Raw genomic sequence first — 15,301 nt, forward strand, 5'->3', positions numbered from 1 at the left:
CTATGGTGACGACACGGTTGGCAGCGTTGGCGGGGCACTTCGGCCGCGACATCGATCGCGCGCTCCTGAAGTTGCAGGCGCTGATCGAGAGTGCGACGAACGACGGGGTGGACCTGCTCGTCCTGCCCGACGCCTGCCTCGGCGGCTACATCTCGGATCTCCGGCGGCCGGACACGGAGGAGCTCCCGCCCGCGCTCGCCGCGGACAGCCCGGAGCTGCATGCCGTCGCGAAGATGGCGGGCCGCATGACGGTCTGCATCGGGTACACGGAACTGTGCGACGGGGTGCGATACAACGCCGCCACCTGCGTGACCGGCGACGGAGTGCTGGGCAGTCACCGCAAGGTGCATCAGCCGGCCGGGGAATCCCTGGCGTACGCCGCGGGTGACTCTTTCACCGCCTTCGACACACCGGTGGGCCGGATCGGGATGCTGATCGACTACGACAAGACGTTCCCGGAATCCGCCCGCACCCTCGCGCTCGACGGCGCGCGGATCATCGCCGCGTTGTCCGCGTGGCCGGCCAGCATCACGGACCGGGCGGCGCGCATGACGCAGGACAGGCAATCACGCCTGTTCGACCTCTACGACTCGGCACGGGCCGCCGAGAACCAGGTGGTCCTCGTGTCGTCCAACCAGACCGGAATCCAGGGTGGACTGCGATTCCTCGGTCAGGCCAAGGTGGTGGGCCCGGGCGGCGACGTGCTCGCGCGAACGGGGACGAAGGGCGGCCTCGCCGTCGCCGAACTCGACGTCGACTACGAGGTGGACCGGGCCAGGAAGGTGCTGCGGCACCTGGAGGAACGCCGCATCGACACCTATCGGAGATTGCTGGACCGAGGAGAACACTGACGTGCGGATCGCGCTTCTGACCTATTCGACCAAACCGCGCGGGGGAGTCGTGCACACGCTGGCGTTGGCCGAGGCCCTCGCACGGCAGGGCGCGGACGTGACGGTCTGGACCCTGGGCAGGCACGGCGACGCCGCCTTCTTCCGTCCGGTCGACCCGACGGTCGCCGTGCGGGTGGTGCCCTTCGCACACGTCGACGACGAGACCGTCGGTGAGCGGATCCTCCGATCCATCGAGACGATGCGTGCCGCCTTCACACCGGAGGCCTACGACATCATTCACGCGCAGGACTGCATCAGTGCCAACGCCGTCGGGCGGTGCGTGCGAACCATCCACCATCTCGACCAGTTCACGACGCCCGCGCTCGCCGCCTGCCACGAGCGCGCGATCGTGGATCCGTACGCGCGGATCTGCGTCTCCGCCGCCGTCGCCGGAGAGGTCTCCCTCGGGTGGGGTCTCGATTGCGCCGTCATTCCGAACGGTGTGGACGCCGCCCGGTTCGAGGAAGCCCGCGAGGACACCGAGCGCCGCGGCAGGTGGGCCGGCGAATTGGGCGACTATGTGCTGGCGGTCGGCGGTATCGAGCCGCGCAAGGGCAGCATCGACCTCGTGGAGGCGTACGCACTGCTCATGAAGGAGCGACCGGACCTGCGGCTGGTGTTCGCGGGCGGCGAGACCCTGTTCGACTACCGTGGGTACCGGGACGAGTTCGACCGACGGGCCGCGGAGCTGGGTGTGACACCGACCATCCTCGGAACGATCGACGACGCCGAACTCCCCTCGCTGGTGGCCCAGGCGCACTCGTTCGCCTTCCTCTCCACCAAGGAAGGATTCGGGCTGGCCGCGATGGAAGCCCTGGCGGCGGGCGTTCCCGTCGTCGCACGCGACCTGCCGGTCCTCCGGGAGGTCTTTCGGGGGACGGTCCGGTACGCGTCCACCCACGAAGAGATGGCACGTGCCCTGACAGAACCCGCCGACGATTCCTCCCTCGACGAGGGGCGCGCCTTCGCTCGCTCACATCGATGGGACGACGTCGCGCAGAAACATCTCGAGTTCTACCGAGAGGTCGCGGCACACCGCTGACTCAGTCGGCGCTCTTGATGGTCTTCATCGTGATCAACGAGGTGACCCGCGAGACCGCCGGGAGCCCGCTGAGCTTGGTGGCCATGAAGTTCTCGTACGTCGCGAGGTCGCGGACCGCTACCCGGATGAAGTAGTCGGGGATCCCGAACAGCCTCCGGCATTCGATCACCTCGTCGAAGGCGGCGACCCGGGACTCGAACTGTTCGATGGTCGCCTGATCGTTCACACCGATCTCGGCGGTGACGATCACCTGGAAACCCCGATCGAGCGCTTCCTGGCTGACGATGGCGCGGTAACCGGTGATGACTCCGTCCGCCTCGAGCTTCTTGACCCGGCGCAGGCACGGGGAAGGGGTCAGACCCACGAGATCCGCCAATTCCGTGTTGGTCAGACTGGAGTCGTTCCGCAGGTGGTCCAGAATTGCGTGATCGATGTCATCCATTGAACTACTATTGCGCAGAGTGCGGAGAATGGGCATTTGCTCGCAATCGTGCACCGGGATAGTTGCTATAGATTTGCGTGGTGATCGATCCAGCAACCCTCTCGACGACCGCAGTCGTCGACCCCGACCCCCGGCAGCCCCCGGAGTGGCGTCGCGCCCTGCAGGCGTCCCTCCCCGTCGGAATCGGGCTGGTTCCGCTGGGCATCGCCCTCGGGGTGCTCGTCGTCCAGCAGGGCCTCAACCCGTGGTGGGCGATGGTCTTCACCTCGCTGATCTACGCCGGTTCCCTCGAATTCATCGCGGTCGGCATGGTGGCCGCGATGACGCCGCTCCCGTACATCGCGCTGACCGCATTGCTGGTGAACTTCCGGCACATGTTCTACGCCTTGAGCTTTCCCCTCGACCGAGTCAAGGGCCGGCTCGCCCGCTTCTACAGCATGTTCGCGCTGACCGACGAGGCCTACGCCATGACGGTCACCGGCGATCGGAAGTCGATGTCCGGTCGGGTCATCGTGTACTCGCAGTTGTATCTCCACTCGTACTGGATCGGTGGAGCGATGCTCGGAGCGACCGCGGCGCAATGGATCCCGGAGAACATCGTCGGTCTCGACTTCGCGCTGACCGCGCTGTTCGTCGTGCTGTCCATCGAGGCCATCCGGGCCCAGAGCGGTTTCGCGGTTCCCTCGATGGCGGTGATGTGCGCGCTGATCGCGCGACTCGTCGACCCCGAACACATGCTGCCGATAGCGATGTTCGCCTTCGTGAGCCTGCTCGTCATCCGCTACTTCTTCACCCGGCGAAAGGTGCGCACCGATGCCTGACGCCGGTTACATCCTCTCGGCCATCGCGATCATGGCGATCGTCACGTTCGCTCTGCGCGCGGTCCCCTTCGCGATCGTCATGCCGTTGCGCTCGTCTGCACTCGTCGGCCATCTGGGTGTCTACATGCCGGCCGGGATCATGCTGATCCTGGTGGCGTACTCCCTGAAGAACGTCTCGGTCACCGCCCCGTCGCACGGGATCCCCGAACTGATCGCAGTGGGGGCGACGGCGGGGGTGCACCTGTGGCGCAAAAATGCGGTGCTCTCGATCGTCGTCGGGACCGGGCTGTACGTCGTCCTGATGAACTGGGTATTCGCCTGAGCCCGGCGCGCCTCACGTTTACGACGCAACCACACGGGTAGGCAGGAACCACAAGACAGTCGGCCGTTTCTCGGGAAGGACGCACTGATGAGTGAACAAGACGCAGGTTCGGTGACCGGTGTTCGGGACAAGGACTACAACCTGATTTGGTTCGTCGAAGCGTCACTGAGCAACGCCCTGCGTCTCGAGGGCTACATCTCGGACGCCGACATGGACGGCGACGCCGAGTTGGCCGACTTCTTCCGCCGCGCCCAAGCCGTCAGCCGGAAGGGTGGCGACCTGGGTAAGGCGATGCTGGCCGCCCGCCTGAAGAAGGAACAGTAGGCTCCGGCCCCTGACCGCCGCCCGATCAGGACCGTGCCCCGGTTGCCGGTAGAACCGGTCTACCGGGGCACGGTCTGCGTCGGCCAGGGACCACCTCGGACAGGCCGGCCTGCGAGGGTCCGCTTCTCGTTGTCGCGGAACCGCGGTTCGTAGTGGTGAAAGAACACCTTCCCGACCAGGTCTCGCCGACTGTGCACGCCGGTCTTGTCGAAGATGCTCTTCAGGTGTTGCTGCACGGTGTACGCCGACACGGACAGCTCGGCGGAGATCTGCGACGTCGACGCCCCTTGCAACACCATCGACGTGACTTCCTTCTCACGCTCGGTCAGCCCGTACGCAGACATCAGCAGCGGATACAGACGACTCGGATGAGCCGGCTCGACGATCACCGCGATACGCCGCCGCCCCGTCGACGTCAGGCAGGCGCCGTGCAGCACCACCCACGCTCCCGACCGCGACAGCACCCGCGAGATGGCCACGTCGCCCAGCCGGTCGCGGTCTTCCACACCGCGCAGCACACGACCGGCGAGAGTGATCACCGCGGCCGGTAACCGACCGCGATCCCAGTCCCCGCCCGGCAGATCCAGCATCCACCGGTCGACCCCTGGCGTCGCGGATTCGATGTTCCAGTTCTCGTCGAGGACGAGCAGACCCGGCGAATCGGCATACTCCGGTTCCTCGGCCTGCCCGAAGAGCAGTGCACGGCGGGCACCGCCCGCGAGAGCCGGCGCAATCTCCTTCACGAACGACTTCTCGGTTTCGGAGAACACCGGCATCCCCTCGTTGCGATAGAGCGACAGCGCTCCCCATGTTTCTCCCGAGTGGGTGCGCAGCCGCACGATCAGCTCCTGGTCGCCACCGAGCGTCCGGTTCCGGAGCCAGCGCGGACTTCTCGACGGATCACCGTTCGAGGCCTCGTGCAGCGTGGAAATCCCTTCGATGGAACGCATTACGTCGGGGACGGATTGAACGTCGTCCTCGTAGTACTCGGCGGCCAGCCATTCCACCGGAAACTCGTCCATGCCGGGGTGATAGTGACTGGTCATCAGCAAGGACACGGGGTCGAGGGTGAACCAGCACGGCGTCCAGTAGTACGGGACGACAGCGGCGACGACGTCCGACGCGGCCTGCCACAGCGAGACCAGACCGCGTGGGGCGGCGCACAGTCGTGCGATCTTGTCTGCCGCGCACTGCGCGGAATCCACGCTCACCAGTCAATCCTACGAGCGGGGATCGGCCTCCGGAAATACCAGAATTGTGGAATGGTGCGCGCGTTCCATCGCTCCTAGCGTCAGGGATGTCCAGTTCGTGACGGTCACGACGAGCGAAAGGCGATCCCATGCGTATCAACAGAATCCGACGCGACATCACGGTACTCGGCGACGAACTGGAAGTACCGGGGATCGGGCACCTACCGGTGAACGCCTACGTGCTTCACGCCGCCGAACCCGTCGTCGTCGACACCGGACTGACCCTGCCCGAACGCGGTTTCATGGACGCCCTCGGATCGGCGCTCGACCCGGCGGACGTCGAGTGGATCTGGCTGACACATCCGGACCGCGATCACACCGGCGCGCTCTTCGATCTGCTCGACGCGGCGCCACGCGCCCGCCTGATCACGACGTTCACGGGCGTCGGCATCATGTCGTGCGCACGGCCCGTCCCGATGGACCGGGTCTACCTGCTCAATCCGGGTCAATCCCTCGACGTCGGCGATCGGACACTGACGGCGCTGCGTCCGCCGCTGTTCGACAATCCCAGCACGGTCGGCTTCTACGACGACCGCAGCGAAGCCTACTTCTCGTCGGATTGCTTCGGGGCGCCGATGGAGACCGCCGAACTCGCCACCGCCGACGACGTCGGGTACTCCACACCCGGCGCCGTCCGTGCCGCGCAGCACGTGTGGGCCACCGTCGACAGCCCCTGGGTGCACCTGGTGGACGAGACGAAGTTCCTGAACACCGTCGCCGCGCTGCGCTCGCTCGATCCCCGCTGGATCCTCAGCACCCACCTCCCACCGGCGGACGGACGCACCGCCGAGTTTCTGGACATGCTCGCCGAGGCACCGAAGTCGGATCCCTTCGTCGGGCCCGACCAGGCCGCCCTCGAGCAGATGCTGGCCGGATTCGAGACTGTCGGGTAAGGATCACGGCATAAGAAAGCCGCCGACACCTGAAGGTGCCGGCGGCCTCTGCGACGGTGCCGTCATATCGCCTCTCGGCAAGTGGTCGCACTCGGCGACAATTTTAATGTGGTACCCGGGGTATGTCCGACACCGTCGACGGCTTCAACAGTACCGCCTTCGGAGATATTCCGCCCCTCCGACGTCACACCTCGTCGTGCTCCTTCGGATATGCGATCGCGAGCAGCGCCGGCGCGCCTCGGCCAGGCCAGGTGCCCTCGAGGGTGTGTGAGCCGAGAGCCGCGACCTGATCCGGATCGATCACCCGGAACACTCGCACGCCGATCTCGTCCGTCGCGATGACGGTGGTCGTTCCCTCATTCGCGCAGGTCACGGCACCGACGACCGGTACGGCCGAGCTTGGTGAGCCGCTACCCGACACCCTGGTGGTCACCTCTCGACGCTCGCTGGGTGCGGCGAACTGGAGTTCCGCCTCGGTCCCTCCCGTCAGGATGGCCGTCGCCAGCGCACTCACGTACACCGGGTCGACGCAAGCGTCGTAAACCCAGCGCTCACCGAGCACGGAATGCTGCATCGTGGTGATCAACGACGCCTCCGCACCGGGCATCGGGGCACCGCGGTATGTCACCGGCACCTGCACGACCTGCCCGTCCGCCGTCCGGACCAGGTGGGTTTCGATGCCGACCTCCCCGGCCGGATCGTCGAACCGGTACGCACCGACCACCTCGAGCGCCGACGCGTCGGCGGACCCGATCCAGGACTGGCGAGGAACCCAGTCACCGAGCAACGCGGCCTTGGACGGGGACAGCTGAGCCTGATGGATGAGAGCCACGCCGGCGACGGTACCCGGCGCCCGTTCACGTCACCGGCCCGGCGGAGGGTCGGGCGGCGTCAGCGTCGCGGTCAGGCCGGCGAGGAGGATGTCGACTCCACGTTCGAGTTCGGCGGCGCCGTCGTAGGACGCCAGTACCGGTGCCAGGCCCCGGAGTAGAGGGAACTCGCCGATCGGCAGGCGGTGAAGGCCGAGGCGCAGAAGGTCGTCGGACTCGTCGGGGCGCTCGACGAGTTCCTGCAACTCGTTGAGGACGTGGCCGTAGAGGAAGCCGAACAACGCCCGATAGACGTGCAAGGCATCGGCGTCGGTGAACCCCACCTTGGTGAGCAGGGCCAGGATGTCCTCGAGTGGGCGCAGGGTGCCGAGCGGCCTGAGCCCGAGCGGTGTCGACAGCGGCCGGGTGACCAGTAGCGGTACCACCTCAGGATGGGCGAGAGCCAGCCGGCGAAAGCCCCGCGCGACCTCCCGCAGCTGCGTGGCCCAGTCGCCGTCGTCGGTATCAACCTCGAGTTCTTCGACGACACGCTCGGCGACCCCGTCGAGCAACGCCGCCTTGTTCGGGGCGTGGCGGTACAGGGTCATCGGGTCGCGGCCGAGTGCTTTACCGAGGCGGCGCATGGACAGCCCGTCGATACCGTCACGGTCGATGATCTCGAGCGCGCACTCGAGTATCCGCTCACGGGTGATCGGGCCACCGTCGGAGTGGATCGAACGACGCGCAGGCATCTCCGCCATCACGACACCTTCCCTCGCTTCAACTGTAGGCCTAAACCGTAGATCTACAGTGTTGACATGCGACGAAATCCGGCGTTGACTTGGGTATGCAACGTGGGCCACAGGAGGCCGTCATGATCGTCCGAGATCGTCGGAGTCGCAAGCGTGTTGAACTCCAGCGGTGACACACACCCGCTGACGAACGACCATTGGTCCGCGCCCGCCGCGCAACCGAGAAACGAGAAACACCGCCATGAGTATCGGGAAAAAGCTTCGCCACAAAGCTGAAACCGCGGAAGGCGCCGCCAAGAAGACCGTCGGGAAGGCGCTCGGAAACGAGCGCATGGAAGCCGAGGGACGCGCACAGGAAGCCAAGGGCAAAGCCAAGCAAGCCGGCGACCAGATCAAGCAGGCAGGGCAGAAGATCAAAGGCATTTTCAAACACTGACCGCACCCACACCAGTCCGAATCTCGACCCCCGTCCCGAAATCAGGCCGTCATCATGATCATTCTCGGAATCATCCTCGCCATAGTCGGCTTGGTCCTCAGCGTCCCAGTGCTCCTGTACATCGGGATAGCGCTCATCATCATCGGAGTGGTGCTCGAGGTCATGGGCATGGCTGGCCACGCGGTCGCGGGCCGACGCCACTACTACTGACCCACAGCCGTCCCGGGGTGGATCCGGAATCTGGAGTCGAGCATGGCGATATCCGACATCAAGGAATACGCGCACCTCACAGTGGAGGACGTCGAGGCGCTCAGCACCGAACTCGACGCGATCAGGCGGGACATCACCGATTCACTCGGTGAGCGCGATGCCACCTACATCCGCCGCACGATCGCCTTCCAGCGCGGGCTGGATGCCGCTGCGCGGCTGGTGATCCACGCAAGCCGGACGCGCGTCGGATGGGCACTCGGGACCACCGCTCTCGCCGTGGCCAAGAGCGTGGAGAACATGGAGATCGGGCACAACGTGTCCCACGGCCAGTGGGACTGGATGAACGACCCGGAAATCCACTCCAGCACCTGGGAGTGGGACATGGCGGGCCTGTCGTCCCAGTGGCAGTACTCCCACAACTATCGCCACCACGTGTTCAGCAACGTGATCGGGATGGACGACGACCTCGGATTCGGCGTCATCCGCATCACCCGCGACCAGCCGTGGAAACCGGACAACCTTCTGCAACCGCTGCGGAACCTGTTGTTGGCGGCCACGTTCGAATGGGGTATCGCCCTGCACGGGCTGTATTCCGAACAGGAGCGCGCCGGCACCGCCGCCGAGAAGTCCGGCCACACCCGAGCACTGATCGGCAAGATCGTTCGGCAGACCGGCAAGGATTACATACTCTTTCCTGCCCTCAGTGGCCGGCGGTGGCGGCGGACGCTGAAGGCGAACCTCGCCGCCAACCTTCTGCGAAACCTGTGGGCCTACGTCGTGATCTTCTGTGGACACTTCCCGGACGGCGCAGAGAAGTTCACCCCCGCCGAACTCGACAACGAGACCCGGGCGGAATGGTATCTACGCCAGATGCTCGGCACCGCCAACTTCCGGGCCGGCGCCGTGCTGGCATTCCTGAGCGGCAACCTGTGCTACCAGATCGAGCACCACCTGTTCCCCGACCTCCCCAGCAACCGCTACCCGGAAATCGCGACGCGGGTTCGCGGACTGTGCGATAAGTACGATCTGCCCTACACCACCGGCTCGCTTGCCAAGCAATACTTTTTGACCCTGCGCACCATCCACAAGTTGGCGCTCCCGGACCGGTTTCTGTCCGCGACGGCCGACGATGCTCCCGAGACCGCGTCCGAACTGAAATTCCGCACAGCGCTCACTATGCCCGTCGACGGAGGCACCGGACGGCGTGCGGGACTCCGCACTGCCCTGCGGCTTCGCCGCCTGTGAGTACTTATTAACCGCCCGCGGTTAACAAGTACTCACGGGCGCGTCAGCGCACAGGGGTGGGCAACGCGCACCCTAGGGTATCTGTCGACCTGCTTTCCGGGGAGGCAATGTTGGTGTGGCCAAGGAATACTCGACCACACACCACCAAGGACTTCGCATGTTTCGCCACACCGCCCTTCGCGCCGGCCTGATGTTCGTCGCAGTCGCATTCTCTGTCACCGGCGCAGCCGGAATCGCGAGCGCCATGCCCGCCTCGTCGGGGTCTGATGTCGCAGTGACCTCGCAGTCGGACCGCGACGCCCGTGACCGGGATCGGCGTGACCGTTTCGACGACGACGAGAAGGCCATGTTCTGCGAGGGTCAGGCCATCGTCGACCGCCCCAGCTGCTCGTCGCTACCGTACTGATTCTAGCGATCGGGCGGTGCTCGCCGACGCCGCTGCCGCGTTCAGTGCGGCAGCGGCGTTCGAACCGATGCGGCAGGGCGCGTATCGTCTGCTGCAAGGTAACCCCGCACCCGATGGCTTCGCCCATCGGCCCGCCTACTGCGCGGGGTCTGACGATGCCCGTCGAACGGCAACGACGCACGCCTGAACATCGCTCACCGCAGACGCTCACGGTCTTCGTCGACGACGAACCCGTCTCCGCAGACTCTGTCTGGCACCCAGGCGACACCGTGACCACCTCTCTCTCCTGGCTCGACGAGCAGCAGCTTCCCGCCGGGCTCCAATCACTGGCCGAGGAGGTCGAGGTGCGGCCGAACTGGGTCGACCGCGGAGCTTTCTGTGCCGACAGGTATCCGGCATTTTCACCTCAGCCCGTACTGTCCGCGAGCGGAGTGGTCGCGTCGATCGAGGTCGTCGCGAACCTCGAACTGCACACCGACCACGGCTGGAAACTGCTGCCTGGCACCGTGCAGATGTGGGACGTACCCGACACAGGTACGTGGCGCATGCCGAATCGGCAGTTCTCGGTGCCCGGCACGTCCGGTGACCTTCGGTTCATCGAACAGCACGAGTTCGTCGAGCGGTACGGCGCCACCGCACCAACCTTCCGCCGCGATTCCCGATACTTCCGGGTGGTTCTCTACCGGACCGAGTGAGAACTACCTCCTACCGGAGATCGAGCCGCACATCCCGGAACTCGAAGATGTCGACAACCCAGTCGAAGGCCGTGGGCCCGTCCTCCCTCAGAGCGCGCTCGAGTTCGGCGCGCACCCCTCGCCCGGTTCGTCGGGTGGCACTATCGAGCGTGTGGATGCGCGCGCCGTCGATCACGTACGTCACGGGCTGTCCAGTCACGGTTCGATCATTCCTCACCCGACCGGAGGTGGAGGGTTCGTGAAGCGCTCGAACCAGCGGACCCCGGGATTCGCCGCGAGCAGTGCGCGGCGCTGCCGTTCCGTCATCCCACCCCAGATGCCGAATTCGACTCGATTGTCGAGCGCGTACGCACCGCATTCCATCAGCACCGGACAGTGCCGGCACAGGGCGGCGGCTTTGCGTTGCGCGGCGCCTGTGACGAAGAGCTGATCCGGGTCTCCTTCTCGACACTGAGCCCGCGTTATCCAGCCGAGGTCCGCTGCGGGGTGTGCGAGGTCGTGACGCCTGTTCGGTTTGCTCATATCGAATCATTCCCCTCTCGAACACCGAGCACAGTCAAGGCACTGGGAATGCGGGCACGACCCGATGGATCGTGTGAAAGATTCAGTTGCGGATAGATTTTCGCAACGCATCGGCTCCGGTGGCGAGGTGCGATCGACAATTGCACCGCTGACAGATTAACTGCACTTCGTGCCGATCGCGCGGCGAAGATCGGGTCGGCCCGCGTGGGTGCAGACTGGATCCATGGTGTCGACGCAGCGGGAGCGGGAAGACAAGTACGAGGTGGGGCTCGAGTTCGTCCTGCCGGATCTCGAGGACGTGTTGCCTGCCGGTGGACGGATCGAGCAGGGCACGGTGAATCTGAAGAGCGTCTACTACGACACGGATGACCGCGATCTGCTCCGTCAGAAGATCACGTTCCGCCGCCGGACCGGGGATGCCGATGTCGGATGGCAGTTGAAGGTCCCCGCCGACAAAGCCCGCACCGAGATTCGTATGCCTTCGGGTGAGAGTGACGGGGTTCCCGACGAGTTGGCGACCATGATTGCGGGTGTCGCACTGGGCAAACCCGTGCACCCGGTGGCGACGCTGAAAACTGTGAGACGCACGCAGCGACTCCTCGACCGGGAGGACCGACTGCTGGCGGAAGTGGCCGACGACCAGGTGCGCGGTGCCGTCGCCGGTGATCGCGCCGTCCTGAGTGAGTGGCGGGAGGTGGAGGTCGAACTCGGCGACGCCGGGGACGAGAAACTGCTCGGGAAGATCGGTAAACGCCTCACCCGCCGCGGTGCGCAGCCGTCCCCGTATCCGTCGAAGCTCAGCCGTGTGCTCACCGTCGCGCACCTCGCGGTCGACGGCGGCGGCACGCCCCGAACGACGGTGGAAGCGGTGCTCGTCGACTATCTGGATGCCCAGGTTCAGGCGATCGTGGCCGGCGACGTGTGGTTGCGTCGTGGGCTGGACCCCGTCCATCCCACCCGTGTGGGAATCCGGCGTTTCCGCAGCACGCTGCGGGTATTCAGGCGTCTGTTCGAACCGGCAGCGCGGGCAGAACTCGACGCGGAACTGTCCTGGTACGCCGGTTTGCTCGGGGAGGTGCGGGATCGGCAGGTGCAACGCGCACGCTTCGCGGATGCTCTCGCCGCCCTGTCTACGGAACTCGTGATGGGCCCGGTTGCCGCGCGCATCGAGAACGATCTGCTCGCCGAGCAACTCCGTCAGAGAAAAGAGGTGATGGTTGCGCTCGACGGTGACCGCTACCGTGCGTTGCTGGCCGCCCTGGCGCAGTGGCGCACCACTCCACCGCTGACCGCCGAGGCCGTCGACGATCCCCGCGTGATCGAAAAGAATGTGCGAAAAGCCGAACGCAAGGCGCTCACGCGCGTCGCCACCGCGACTGCCGGCAACGACGACGCCGCCCTGCACCGCGCGCGGAAGGCCGCCAAACGAGCCCGGTACGCCGCCGAACTCGCCGCACCGATTCTCGGGAGGAAGTCGGCAAAGAAGAAGGCAGCTCGGTTCAAGAAGATGCAGAAAGTACTCGGTGAGCACCAGGACAGCGTCGTCGCCGCGGAGACGCTCCGGACTCTCGGTGCCCGCGCCGGCACGACACCCGGCGAGAACGGTTTCACCTTCGGCCTGCTGTACGGCCTGGAACTGCAGAAGGCGCGGCAGGCCCGGGCGGACGCCGCCCGGCTCGCGTCGGCCTAGCAGTCGGGGTCAGCCGGCCGGAATCGGCGCGAGGTACCGCAGCGTCGGGGGCGGACCGGCGCCGCAATCGACGAACCACGCGCCCCCTTTCGCGGTCGCCCCCGAGGGAGGGATGTCCGGCACGCCGCGCGACCGCGCGAACTCGGCCAGCGCGTTGAGGATCTCCCCGTGGGTGCAGAAGACTGCCCTGTCGGCGTCGAGTCCGTGTAGTACGGCGAACAGTTCGTCGGGCGGTGCATCCGGTGCCAGCAGTGGGTGATCGTCGATACGCAGACCACCCGCCTCGGCGAGCGGCAGCAGGGTCTGGCGACAACGGGTGGTGGGACTCGAGAACAGTGTCGCGATCTCGATGCCGCTCAGCGCCGCGACGAGGCCGTGGGCCTGCTCGTGCCCGAGCGGGCTCAGCGGTCGCTCGGTGTCAGGGCCGTGCCACTGCTTCTTGTCGCCTGCATGGGAGTGCCGGACCAGGACGAACATTCTCACCTTCTCCCGGCGCAGGGATAGTCGTTGAAGACTCCCACGCGAGACGACTGCGCGTGGTGAATTGCCGTCGCAAGATAGTCGAAATGCTGTGCGGGGTCGCAGTGCGTACGCGAGCGTCACGTCCGCCGGGAGCTGCGGATCCCGTAGATCATGGCCCCGATACCGAGGACGATCACACCCGCGATCACCGAGGCAAGAGGGAGGAACGCAGCGAGAACGAGGCATCCGACGGCGCCGACGACGGCCACCAGCCGCGACCACGGTTTCGCGGACAACGTCCAGGCCGATGCGTTGGCGATCAGGTAGTAGACCAGCACCGCGAACGAGGAGAACCCGATGACGCCGCGCAGATCCGCTGTCGCGGCGAGGAGCGCCACCACCACACCGACGGCCAACTCGGCCCGATAGGGCACCGCGAACCGCGGGTGGACGGCGTCGAGTTGACGTGGCAGGTGGCCGTCCCGCGCCATCGCGAACGTGGTCCGTGACACCCCGAGGATCAGGGCGAGCAGCGAGCCGAGCGCCGCGATCACCGCAGCCACCCGGACCACCGGCTCGAGGCCCCCGAACCCCACAGCGGCGACGGCCTGCGCGAGTGGATCCGTCGCGGCAGCGAGTGCGTCGGCGCCGAGAGCCTCCAGGACGGCGATCGCGACGCACAGGTACACGACGAGTGTGATTGCCAGCGCGATAGGGATCGCCCGGGAGATGGTCCGGGCCGGGTCCTTCACCTCCTCGCCGAGCGTGGCGATTCGGGCGTACCCGGCGAACGCGAAGAACAGCAGGCCGGCGGCCTGCAGAACTCCGGTCATGCCGTGGCCGGAGGTGATCGCGAGGCCGTCGAAGTCGGTGTCGGAACCGGTCAGGCACACGACGACGACCACAGCGAGGACGGCGAGCACCGCGAACACGATGACCCGGGTGACCAGCGCGGACTTCTGTACACCCAGGTAGTTCACGGCCGTGATGGCGGCGACGGCGACGACCGCGACGAGATGTTCGCGGCCGGGCCAGGCGTAGGCGCCGACGGTCAGGGCCATCGCGGCACACGAGGCGGTCTTGCCGAAAACGAATCCCCAGCCGGCCAGATATCCGAAGAACGGTCCGAGGCGTTCGCGGCCGTAGACATAGGTGCCACCGGATTGCGGGTACAGCGCGGCGAGCCGGGCCGAGGAGTGGGCATTGCAGTACGCGATCACCGCGGCCACGGCCAACCCGACGAGCAGGGCGCCGCCGGCGGCGGACGCGGCAGGCCCCAGCGCGGCGAAGATTCCCGCCCCGATCATCGACCCGAGGCCGATCATCACCGAGTCGAACACCCCCAGCCGCCGGCGCAACTGTGGCGTCGCGGTCGGGTGCGCGTCGTTGCCTTCCGAAATCTCGTCACCGGCCATGCGTGGCAGTTTCCCTTCGAACGTGCAAATGTCGGGCACTCCAACGCTAGCGGTCGTCCGGAACTCACACGTGAACCGTTCGGGGTCAGGCAGTTTCGGCGCGGCGACAGGATCGCGGTCACGACCAGGGGCGCTGCCGCCGTGGCGAGGTGGGCGCAGGCGTCGCACTTGAAAACACCGATAACCACTCGAAGGGGTGATTTCCGCCAACCGCTCGGACCATAATTGTTTCATCGGGAAAACGGATACACCGAAATCATGTGTAACCCGAGAATCATCGACCGGTGCGAAGCCGGGCGACAATCGAATCAAAGGTGACATCAGATGAACACGTTCGCATTGCGCACGGCGATTACATCGGCTGCGATCGCCGCCTCTTTTGCGCTCGGTTCGGGCGTCGTGGCGGCGGCACCGGCATTTCATGGGGACCCGAACACACCCGGCTCGCAGCTCCACGTCCACGCCGACCCCAACACCCCTGCCGACAACAACAGTTACCAGTGCGGGGCGATCGGCGTCGGCGGTGCCGGAGTCGGATCGAACGCTCCCGGACAAAGCGGGCAACTCAACGGCGTCTTCTTCGGCAGCGGCCCCGTCCAGGGTGGTTGCATCGGGAATGACGGGTCGGTGCACTTCCCGTCCGGACGCGCCGAGTAGTACGCGGCGCTCGGCCTG

The 15,301-nt window shown here is 66.2% G+C and carries 21 protein-coding genes; 13 read left to right on the forward strand and 8 right to left on the reverse strand.

Translation table 11 applies throughout. From position 1 onward, the window contains the following. The first annotated feature begins 2 nt into the window (after positions 1–2). Both ACFWAY_RS20455 and ACFWAY_RS20460 read left to right on the forward strand, forming a co-directional pair. The gene (locus ACFWAY_RS20455; protein WP_378456956.1) at positions 3–851 is read left to right on the forward strand and encodes a carbon-nitrogen hydrolase family protein; all 849 of its coding nucleotides are present in this window, start codon (positions 3–5) and stop codon (positions 849–851) included. A gap of 1 nt (position 852) precedes the next feature. After that, positions 853–1,932, forward strand: a complete 1,080-nt coding sequence (locus tag ACFWAY_RS20460; RefSeq protein ID WP_378511876.1) for an MSMEG_0565 family glycosyltransferase — start codon at positions 853–855, stop codon at positions 1,930–1,932. A gap of 1 nt (position 1,933) precedes the next feature. On the opposite strand, the gene ACFWAY_RS20465 is transcribed toward ACFWAY_RS20460, so the two are convergent. Further along, a complete protein-coding gene (locus ACFWAY_RS20465; RefSeq protein ID WP_005254660.1) occupies positions 1,934–2,374 on the reverse strand; it encodes an Lrp/AsnC family transcriptional regulator in 441 nt (146 codons plus the stop codon). A gap of 77 nt (positions 2,375–2,451) precedes the next feature. Between ACFWAY_RS20465 and ACFWAY_RS20470 the strand changes: the two genes are divergently transcribed. The 3 genes from ACFWAY_RS20470 to ACFWAY_RS20480 all read left to right on the forward strand — a co-directional run bounded on the left by ACFWAY_RS20470 (position 2,452) and on the right by ACFWAY_RS20480 (position 3,841). After that, on the forward strand, positions 2,452–3,195 hold the full coding sequence (locus ACFWAY_RS20470) for an AzlC family ABC transporter permease (RefSeq protein ID WP_378511877.1): 744 nt from the start codon (positions 2,452–2,454) through the stop codon (positions 3,193–3,195). Further along, positions 3,188–3,517, forward strand: coding sequence for a branched-chain amino acid transporter permease (locus ACFWAY_RS20475; protein WP_378456959.1), 330 nt, complete (start codon positions 3,188–3,190; stop codon positions 3,515–3,517). Before ACFWAY_RS20470 ends, ACFWAY_RS20475 begins: the two co-directional genes overlap by 8 nt. Before the next feature lie 87 nt (positions 3,518–3,604). After that, positions 3,605–3,841 carry a hypothetical protein gene (locus tag ACFWAY_RS20480; protein ID WP_378456960.1) on the forward strand — a complete coding sequence of 79 codons (237 nt, stop codon included), beginning with the start codon at positions 3,605–3,607 and terminating at the stop codon, positions 3,839–3,841. Positions 3,842–3,900: 59 nt separating this feature from the next. Here the strand turns inward: ACFWAY_RS20480 and ACFWAY_RS20485 are convergent, their stop codons facing one another. Continuing rightward, on the reverse strand, positions 3,901–5,052 hold the full coding sequence (locus ACFWAY_RS20485; RefSeq protein ID WP_378511878.1) for a helix-turn-helix transcriptional regulator: 1,152 nt from the start codon (positions 5,050–5,052) through the stop codon (positions 3,901–3,903). A gap of 128 nt (positions 5,053–5,180) precedes the next feature. On the opposite strand from ACFWAY_RS20485, the gene ACFWAY_RS20490 reads away from it, so the two are divergent. Beyond that, positions 5,181–5,984: an MBL fold metallo-hydrolase gene (locus ACFWAY_RS20490; RefSeq protein WP_378511879.1), complete on the forward strand. Its 804-nt coding sequence runs from the start codon at positions 5,181–5,183 to the stop codon at positions 5,982–5,984. A gap of 184 nt (positions 5,985–6,168) precedes the next feature. Here ACFWAY_RS20490 and ACFWAY_RS20495 read toward each other — a convergent pair whose 3' ends face one another. Together ACFWAY_RS20495 and ACFWAY_RS20500 are read right to left on the reverse strand one after the other, a co-directional pair. Then, the gene (locus ACFWAY_RS20495) at positions 6,169–6,816 is read right to left on the reverse strand and encodes a hypothetical protein (protein ID WP_378511880.1); all 648 of its coding nucleotides are present in this window, start codon (positions 6,814–6,816) and stop codon (positions 6,169–6,171) included. A 30-nt stretch (positions 6,817–6,846) separates the two neighbouring features. Continuing rightward, positions 6,847–7,554, reverse strand: coding sequence for a TetR/AcrR family transcriptional regulator C-terminal domain-containing protein (locus tag ACFWAY_RS20500; RefSeq protein WP_378511881.1), 708 nt, complete (start codon positions 7,552–7,554; stop codon positions 6,847–6,849). Between the two features lie 232 nt (positions 7,555–7,786). Here ACFWAY_RS20500 and ACFWAY_RS20505 point away from each other — a divergent pair, with 232 nt between their 5' ends. The 5 genes from ACFWAY_RS20505 to ACFWAY_RS20525 all read left to right on the forward strand — a co-directional run bounded on the left by ACFWAY_RS20505 (position 7,787) and on the right by ACFWAY_RS20525 (position 10,537). Then, positions 7,787–7,981, forward strand: a complete 195-nt coding sequence (locus ACFWAY_RS20505; protein WP_378456965.1) for a CsbD family protein — start codon at positions 7,787–7,789, stop codon at positions 7,979–7,981. A gap of 54 nt (positions 7,982–8,035) precedes the next feature. Then, entirely contained in the window at positions 8,036–8,191 is a 156-nt protein-coding gene (locus tag ACFWAY_RS20510; protein ID WP_005249980.1) for a DUF6131 family protein, read from the forward strand. A 42-nt stretch (positions 8,192–8,233) separates the two neighbouring features. Beyond that, a complete protein-coding gene (locus tag ACFWAY_RS20515; RefSeq protein WP_378456966.1) occupies positions 8,234–9,436 on the forward strand; it encodes a fatty acid desaturase family protein in 1,203 nt (400 codons plus the stop codon). A gap of 157 nt (positions 9,437–9,593) precedes the next feature. Then, positions 9,594–9,842, forward strand: coding sequence for a hypothetical protein (locus ACFWAY_RS20520; protein ID WP_378456967.1), 249 nt, complete (start codon positions 9,594–9,596; stop codon positions 9,840–9,842). Between the two features lie 113 nt (positions 9,843–9,955). After that, positions 9,956–10,537: a hypothetical protein gene (locus tag ACFWAY_RS20525; protein WP_378511882.1), complete on the forward strand. Its 582-nt coding sequence runs from the start codon at positions 9,956–9,958 to the stop codon at positions 10,535–10,537. 10 nt (positions 10,538–10,547) lie between these two features. On the opposite strand, the gene ACFWAY_RS20530 is transcribed toward ACFWAY_RS20525, so the two are convergent. Next, a complete protein-coding gene (locus tag ACFWAY_RS20530; protein ID WP_378511883.1) occupies positions 10,548–10,736 on the reverse strand; it encodes a hypothetical protein in 189 nt (62 codons plus the stop codon). 14 nt (positions 10,737–10,750) lie between these two features. After that, positions 10,751–11,059 (reverse strand): WhiB family transcriptional regulator, encoded by a 309-nt coding sequence (locus ACFWAY_RS20535; protein ID WP_378511884.1) that lies wholly within the window; start codon positions 11,057–11,059, stop codon positions 10,751–10,753. Positions 11,060–11,282: 223 nt separating this feature from the next. Here ACFWAY_RS20535 and ACFWAY_RS20540 point away from each other — a divergent pair, with 223 nt between their 5' ends. Then, positions 11,283–12,749, forward strand: coding sequence for a CYTH and CHAD domain-containing protein (locus tag ACFWAY_RS20540; protein WP_378456972.1), 1,467 nt, complete (start codon positions 11,283–11,285; stop codon positions 12,747–12,749). Positions 12,750–12,758: 9 nt separating this feature from the next. Here ACFWAY_RS20540 and ACFWAY_RS20545 read toward each other — a convergent pair whose 3' ends face one another. Then, complete coding sequence (locus ACFWAY_RS20545; RefSeq protein ID WP_378456973.1) at positions 12,759–13,226, reverse strand: SixA phosphatase family protein; 468 nt, start codon at positions 13,224–13,226, stop codon at positions 12,759–12,761. A gap of 122 nt (positions 13,227–13,348) precedes the next feature. After that, positions 13,349–14,626, reverse strand: coding sequence for an APC family permease (locus ACFWAY_RS20550; RefSeq protein WP_378456974.1), 1,278 nt, complete (start codon positions 14,624–14,626; stop codon positions 13,349–13,351). Between the two features lie 324 nt (positions 14,627–14,950). Between ACFWAY_RS20550 and ACFWAY_RS20555 the strand changes: the two genes are divergently transcribed. Next, the gene (locus ACFWAY_RS20555) at positions 14,951–15,283 is read left to right on the forward strand and encodes a hypothetical protein (RefSeq protein ID WP_041811548.1); all 333 of its coding nucleotides are present in this window, start codon (positions 14,951–14,953) and stop codon (positions 15,281–15,283) included. Positions 15,284–15,301 lie beyond the last annotated feature (18 nt).

The sequence above is a fragment of the Rhodococcus sp. NPDC059968 genome (assembly GCF_042738615.1).
Lineage (GTDB): Bacteria > Actinomycetota > Actinomycetes > Mycobacteriales > Mycobacteriaceae > Rhodococcus_F.

What these genes read in the sequence shown, in the direction of transcription:
- ACFWAY_RS20455 (WP_378456956.1), top strand. Translation starts at nt 3, where the DNA reads ATGGTGACGACACGGTTGGCAGCGTTGGCGGGGCACTTCGGCCGCGAC.
- ACFWAY_RS20465 (WP_005254660.1), bottom strand. Translation starts at nt 2,374, where the DNA reads ATGGATGACATCGATCACGCAATTCTGGACCACCTGCGGAACGACTCC.
- ACFWAY_RS20475 (WP_378456959.1), top strand. Translation starts at nt 3,188, where the DNA reads ATGCCTGACGCCGGTTACATCCTCTCGGCCATCGCGATCATGGCGATC.
- ACFWAY_RS20480 (WP_378456960.1), top strand. Translation starts at nt 3,605, where the DNA reads ATGAGTGAACAAGACGCAGGTTCGGTGACCGGTGTTCGGGACAAGGAC.
- ACFWAY_RS20490 (WP_378511879.1), top strand. Translation starts at nt 5,181, where the DNA reads ATGCGTATCAACAGAATCCGACGCGACATCACGGTACTCGGCGACGAA.
- ACFWAY_RS20500 (WP_378511881.1), bottom strand. Translation starts at nt 7,554, where the DNA reads ATGGCGGAGATGCCTGCGCGTCGTTCGATCCACTCCGACGGTGGCCCG.
- ACFWAY_RS20505 (WP_378456965.1), top strand. Translation starts at nt 7,787, where the DNA reads ATGAGTATCGGGAAAAAGCTTCGCCACAAAGCTGAAACCGCGGAAGGC.
- ACFWAY_RS20510 (WP_005249980.1), top strand. Translation starts at nt 8,036, where the DNA reads ATGATCATTCTCGGAATCATCCTCGCCATAGTCGGCTTGGTCCTCAGC.
- ACFWAY_RS20515 (WP_378456966.1), top strand. Translation starts at nt 8,234, where the DNA reads ATGGCGATATCCGACATCAAGGAATACGCGCACCTCACAGTGGAGGAC.
- ACFWAY_RS20520 (WP_378456967.1), top strand. Translation starts at nt 9,594, where the DNA reads ATGTTTCGCCACACCGCCCTTCGCGCCGGCCTGATGTTCGTCGCAGTC.
- ACFWAY_RS20525 (WP_378511882.1), top strand. Translation starts at nt 9,956, where the DNA reads ATGGCTTCGCCCATCGGCCCGCCTACTGCGCGGGGTCTGACGATGCCC.
- ACFWAY_RS20535 (WP_378511884.1), bottom strand. Translation starts at nt 11,059, where the DNA reads ATGAGCAAACCGAACAGGCGTCACGACCTCGCACACCCCGCAGCGGAC.
- ACFWAY_RS20540 (WP_378456972.1), top strand. Translation starts at nt 11,283, where the DNA reads ATGGTGTCGACGCAGCGGGAGCGGGAAGACAAGTACGAGGTGGGGCTC.
- ACFWAY_RS20545 (WP_378456973.1), bottom strand. Translation starts at nt 13,226, where the DNA reads ATGTTCGTCCTGGTCCGGCACTCCCATGCAGGCGACAAGAAGCAGTGG.
- ACFWAY_RS20550 (WP_378456974.1), bottom strand. Translation starts at nt 14,626, where the DNA reads ATGGCCGGTGACGAGATTTCGGAAGGCAACGACGCGCACCCGACCGCG.
- ACFWAY_RS20555 (WP_041811548.1), top strand. Translation starts at nt 14,951, where the DNA reads ATGAACACGTTCGCATTGCGCACGGCGATTACATCGGCTGCGATCGCC.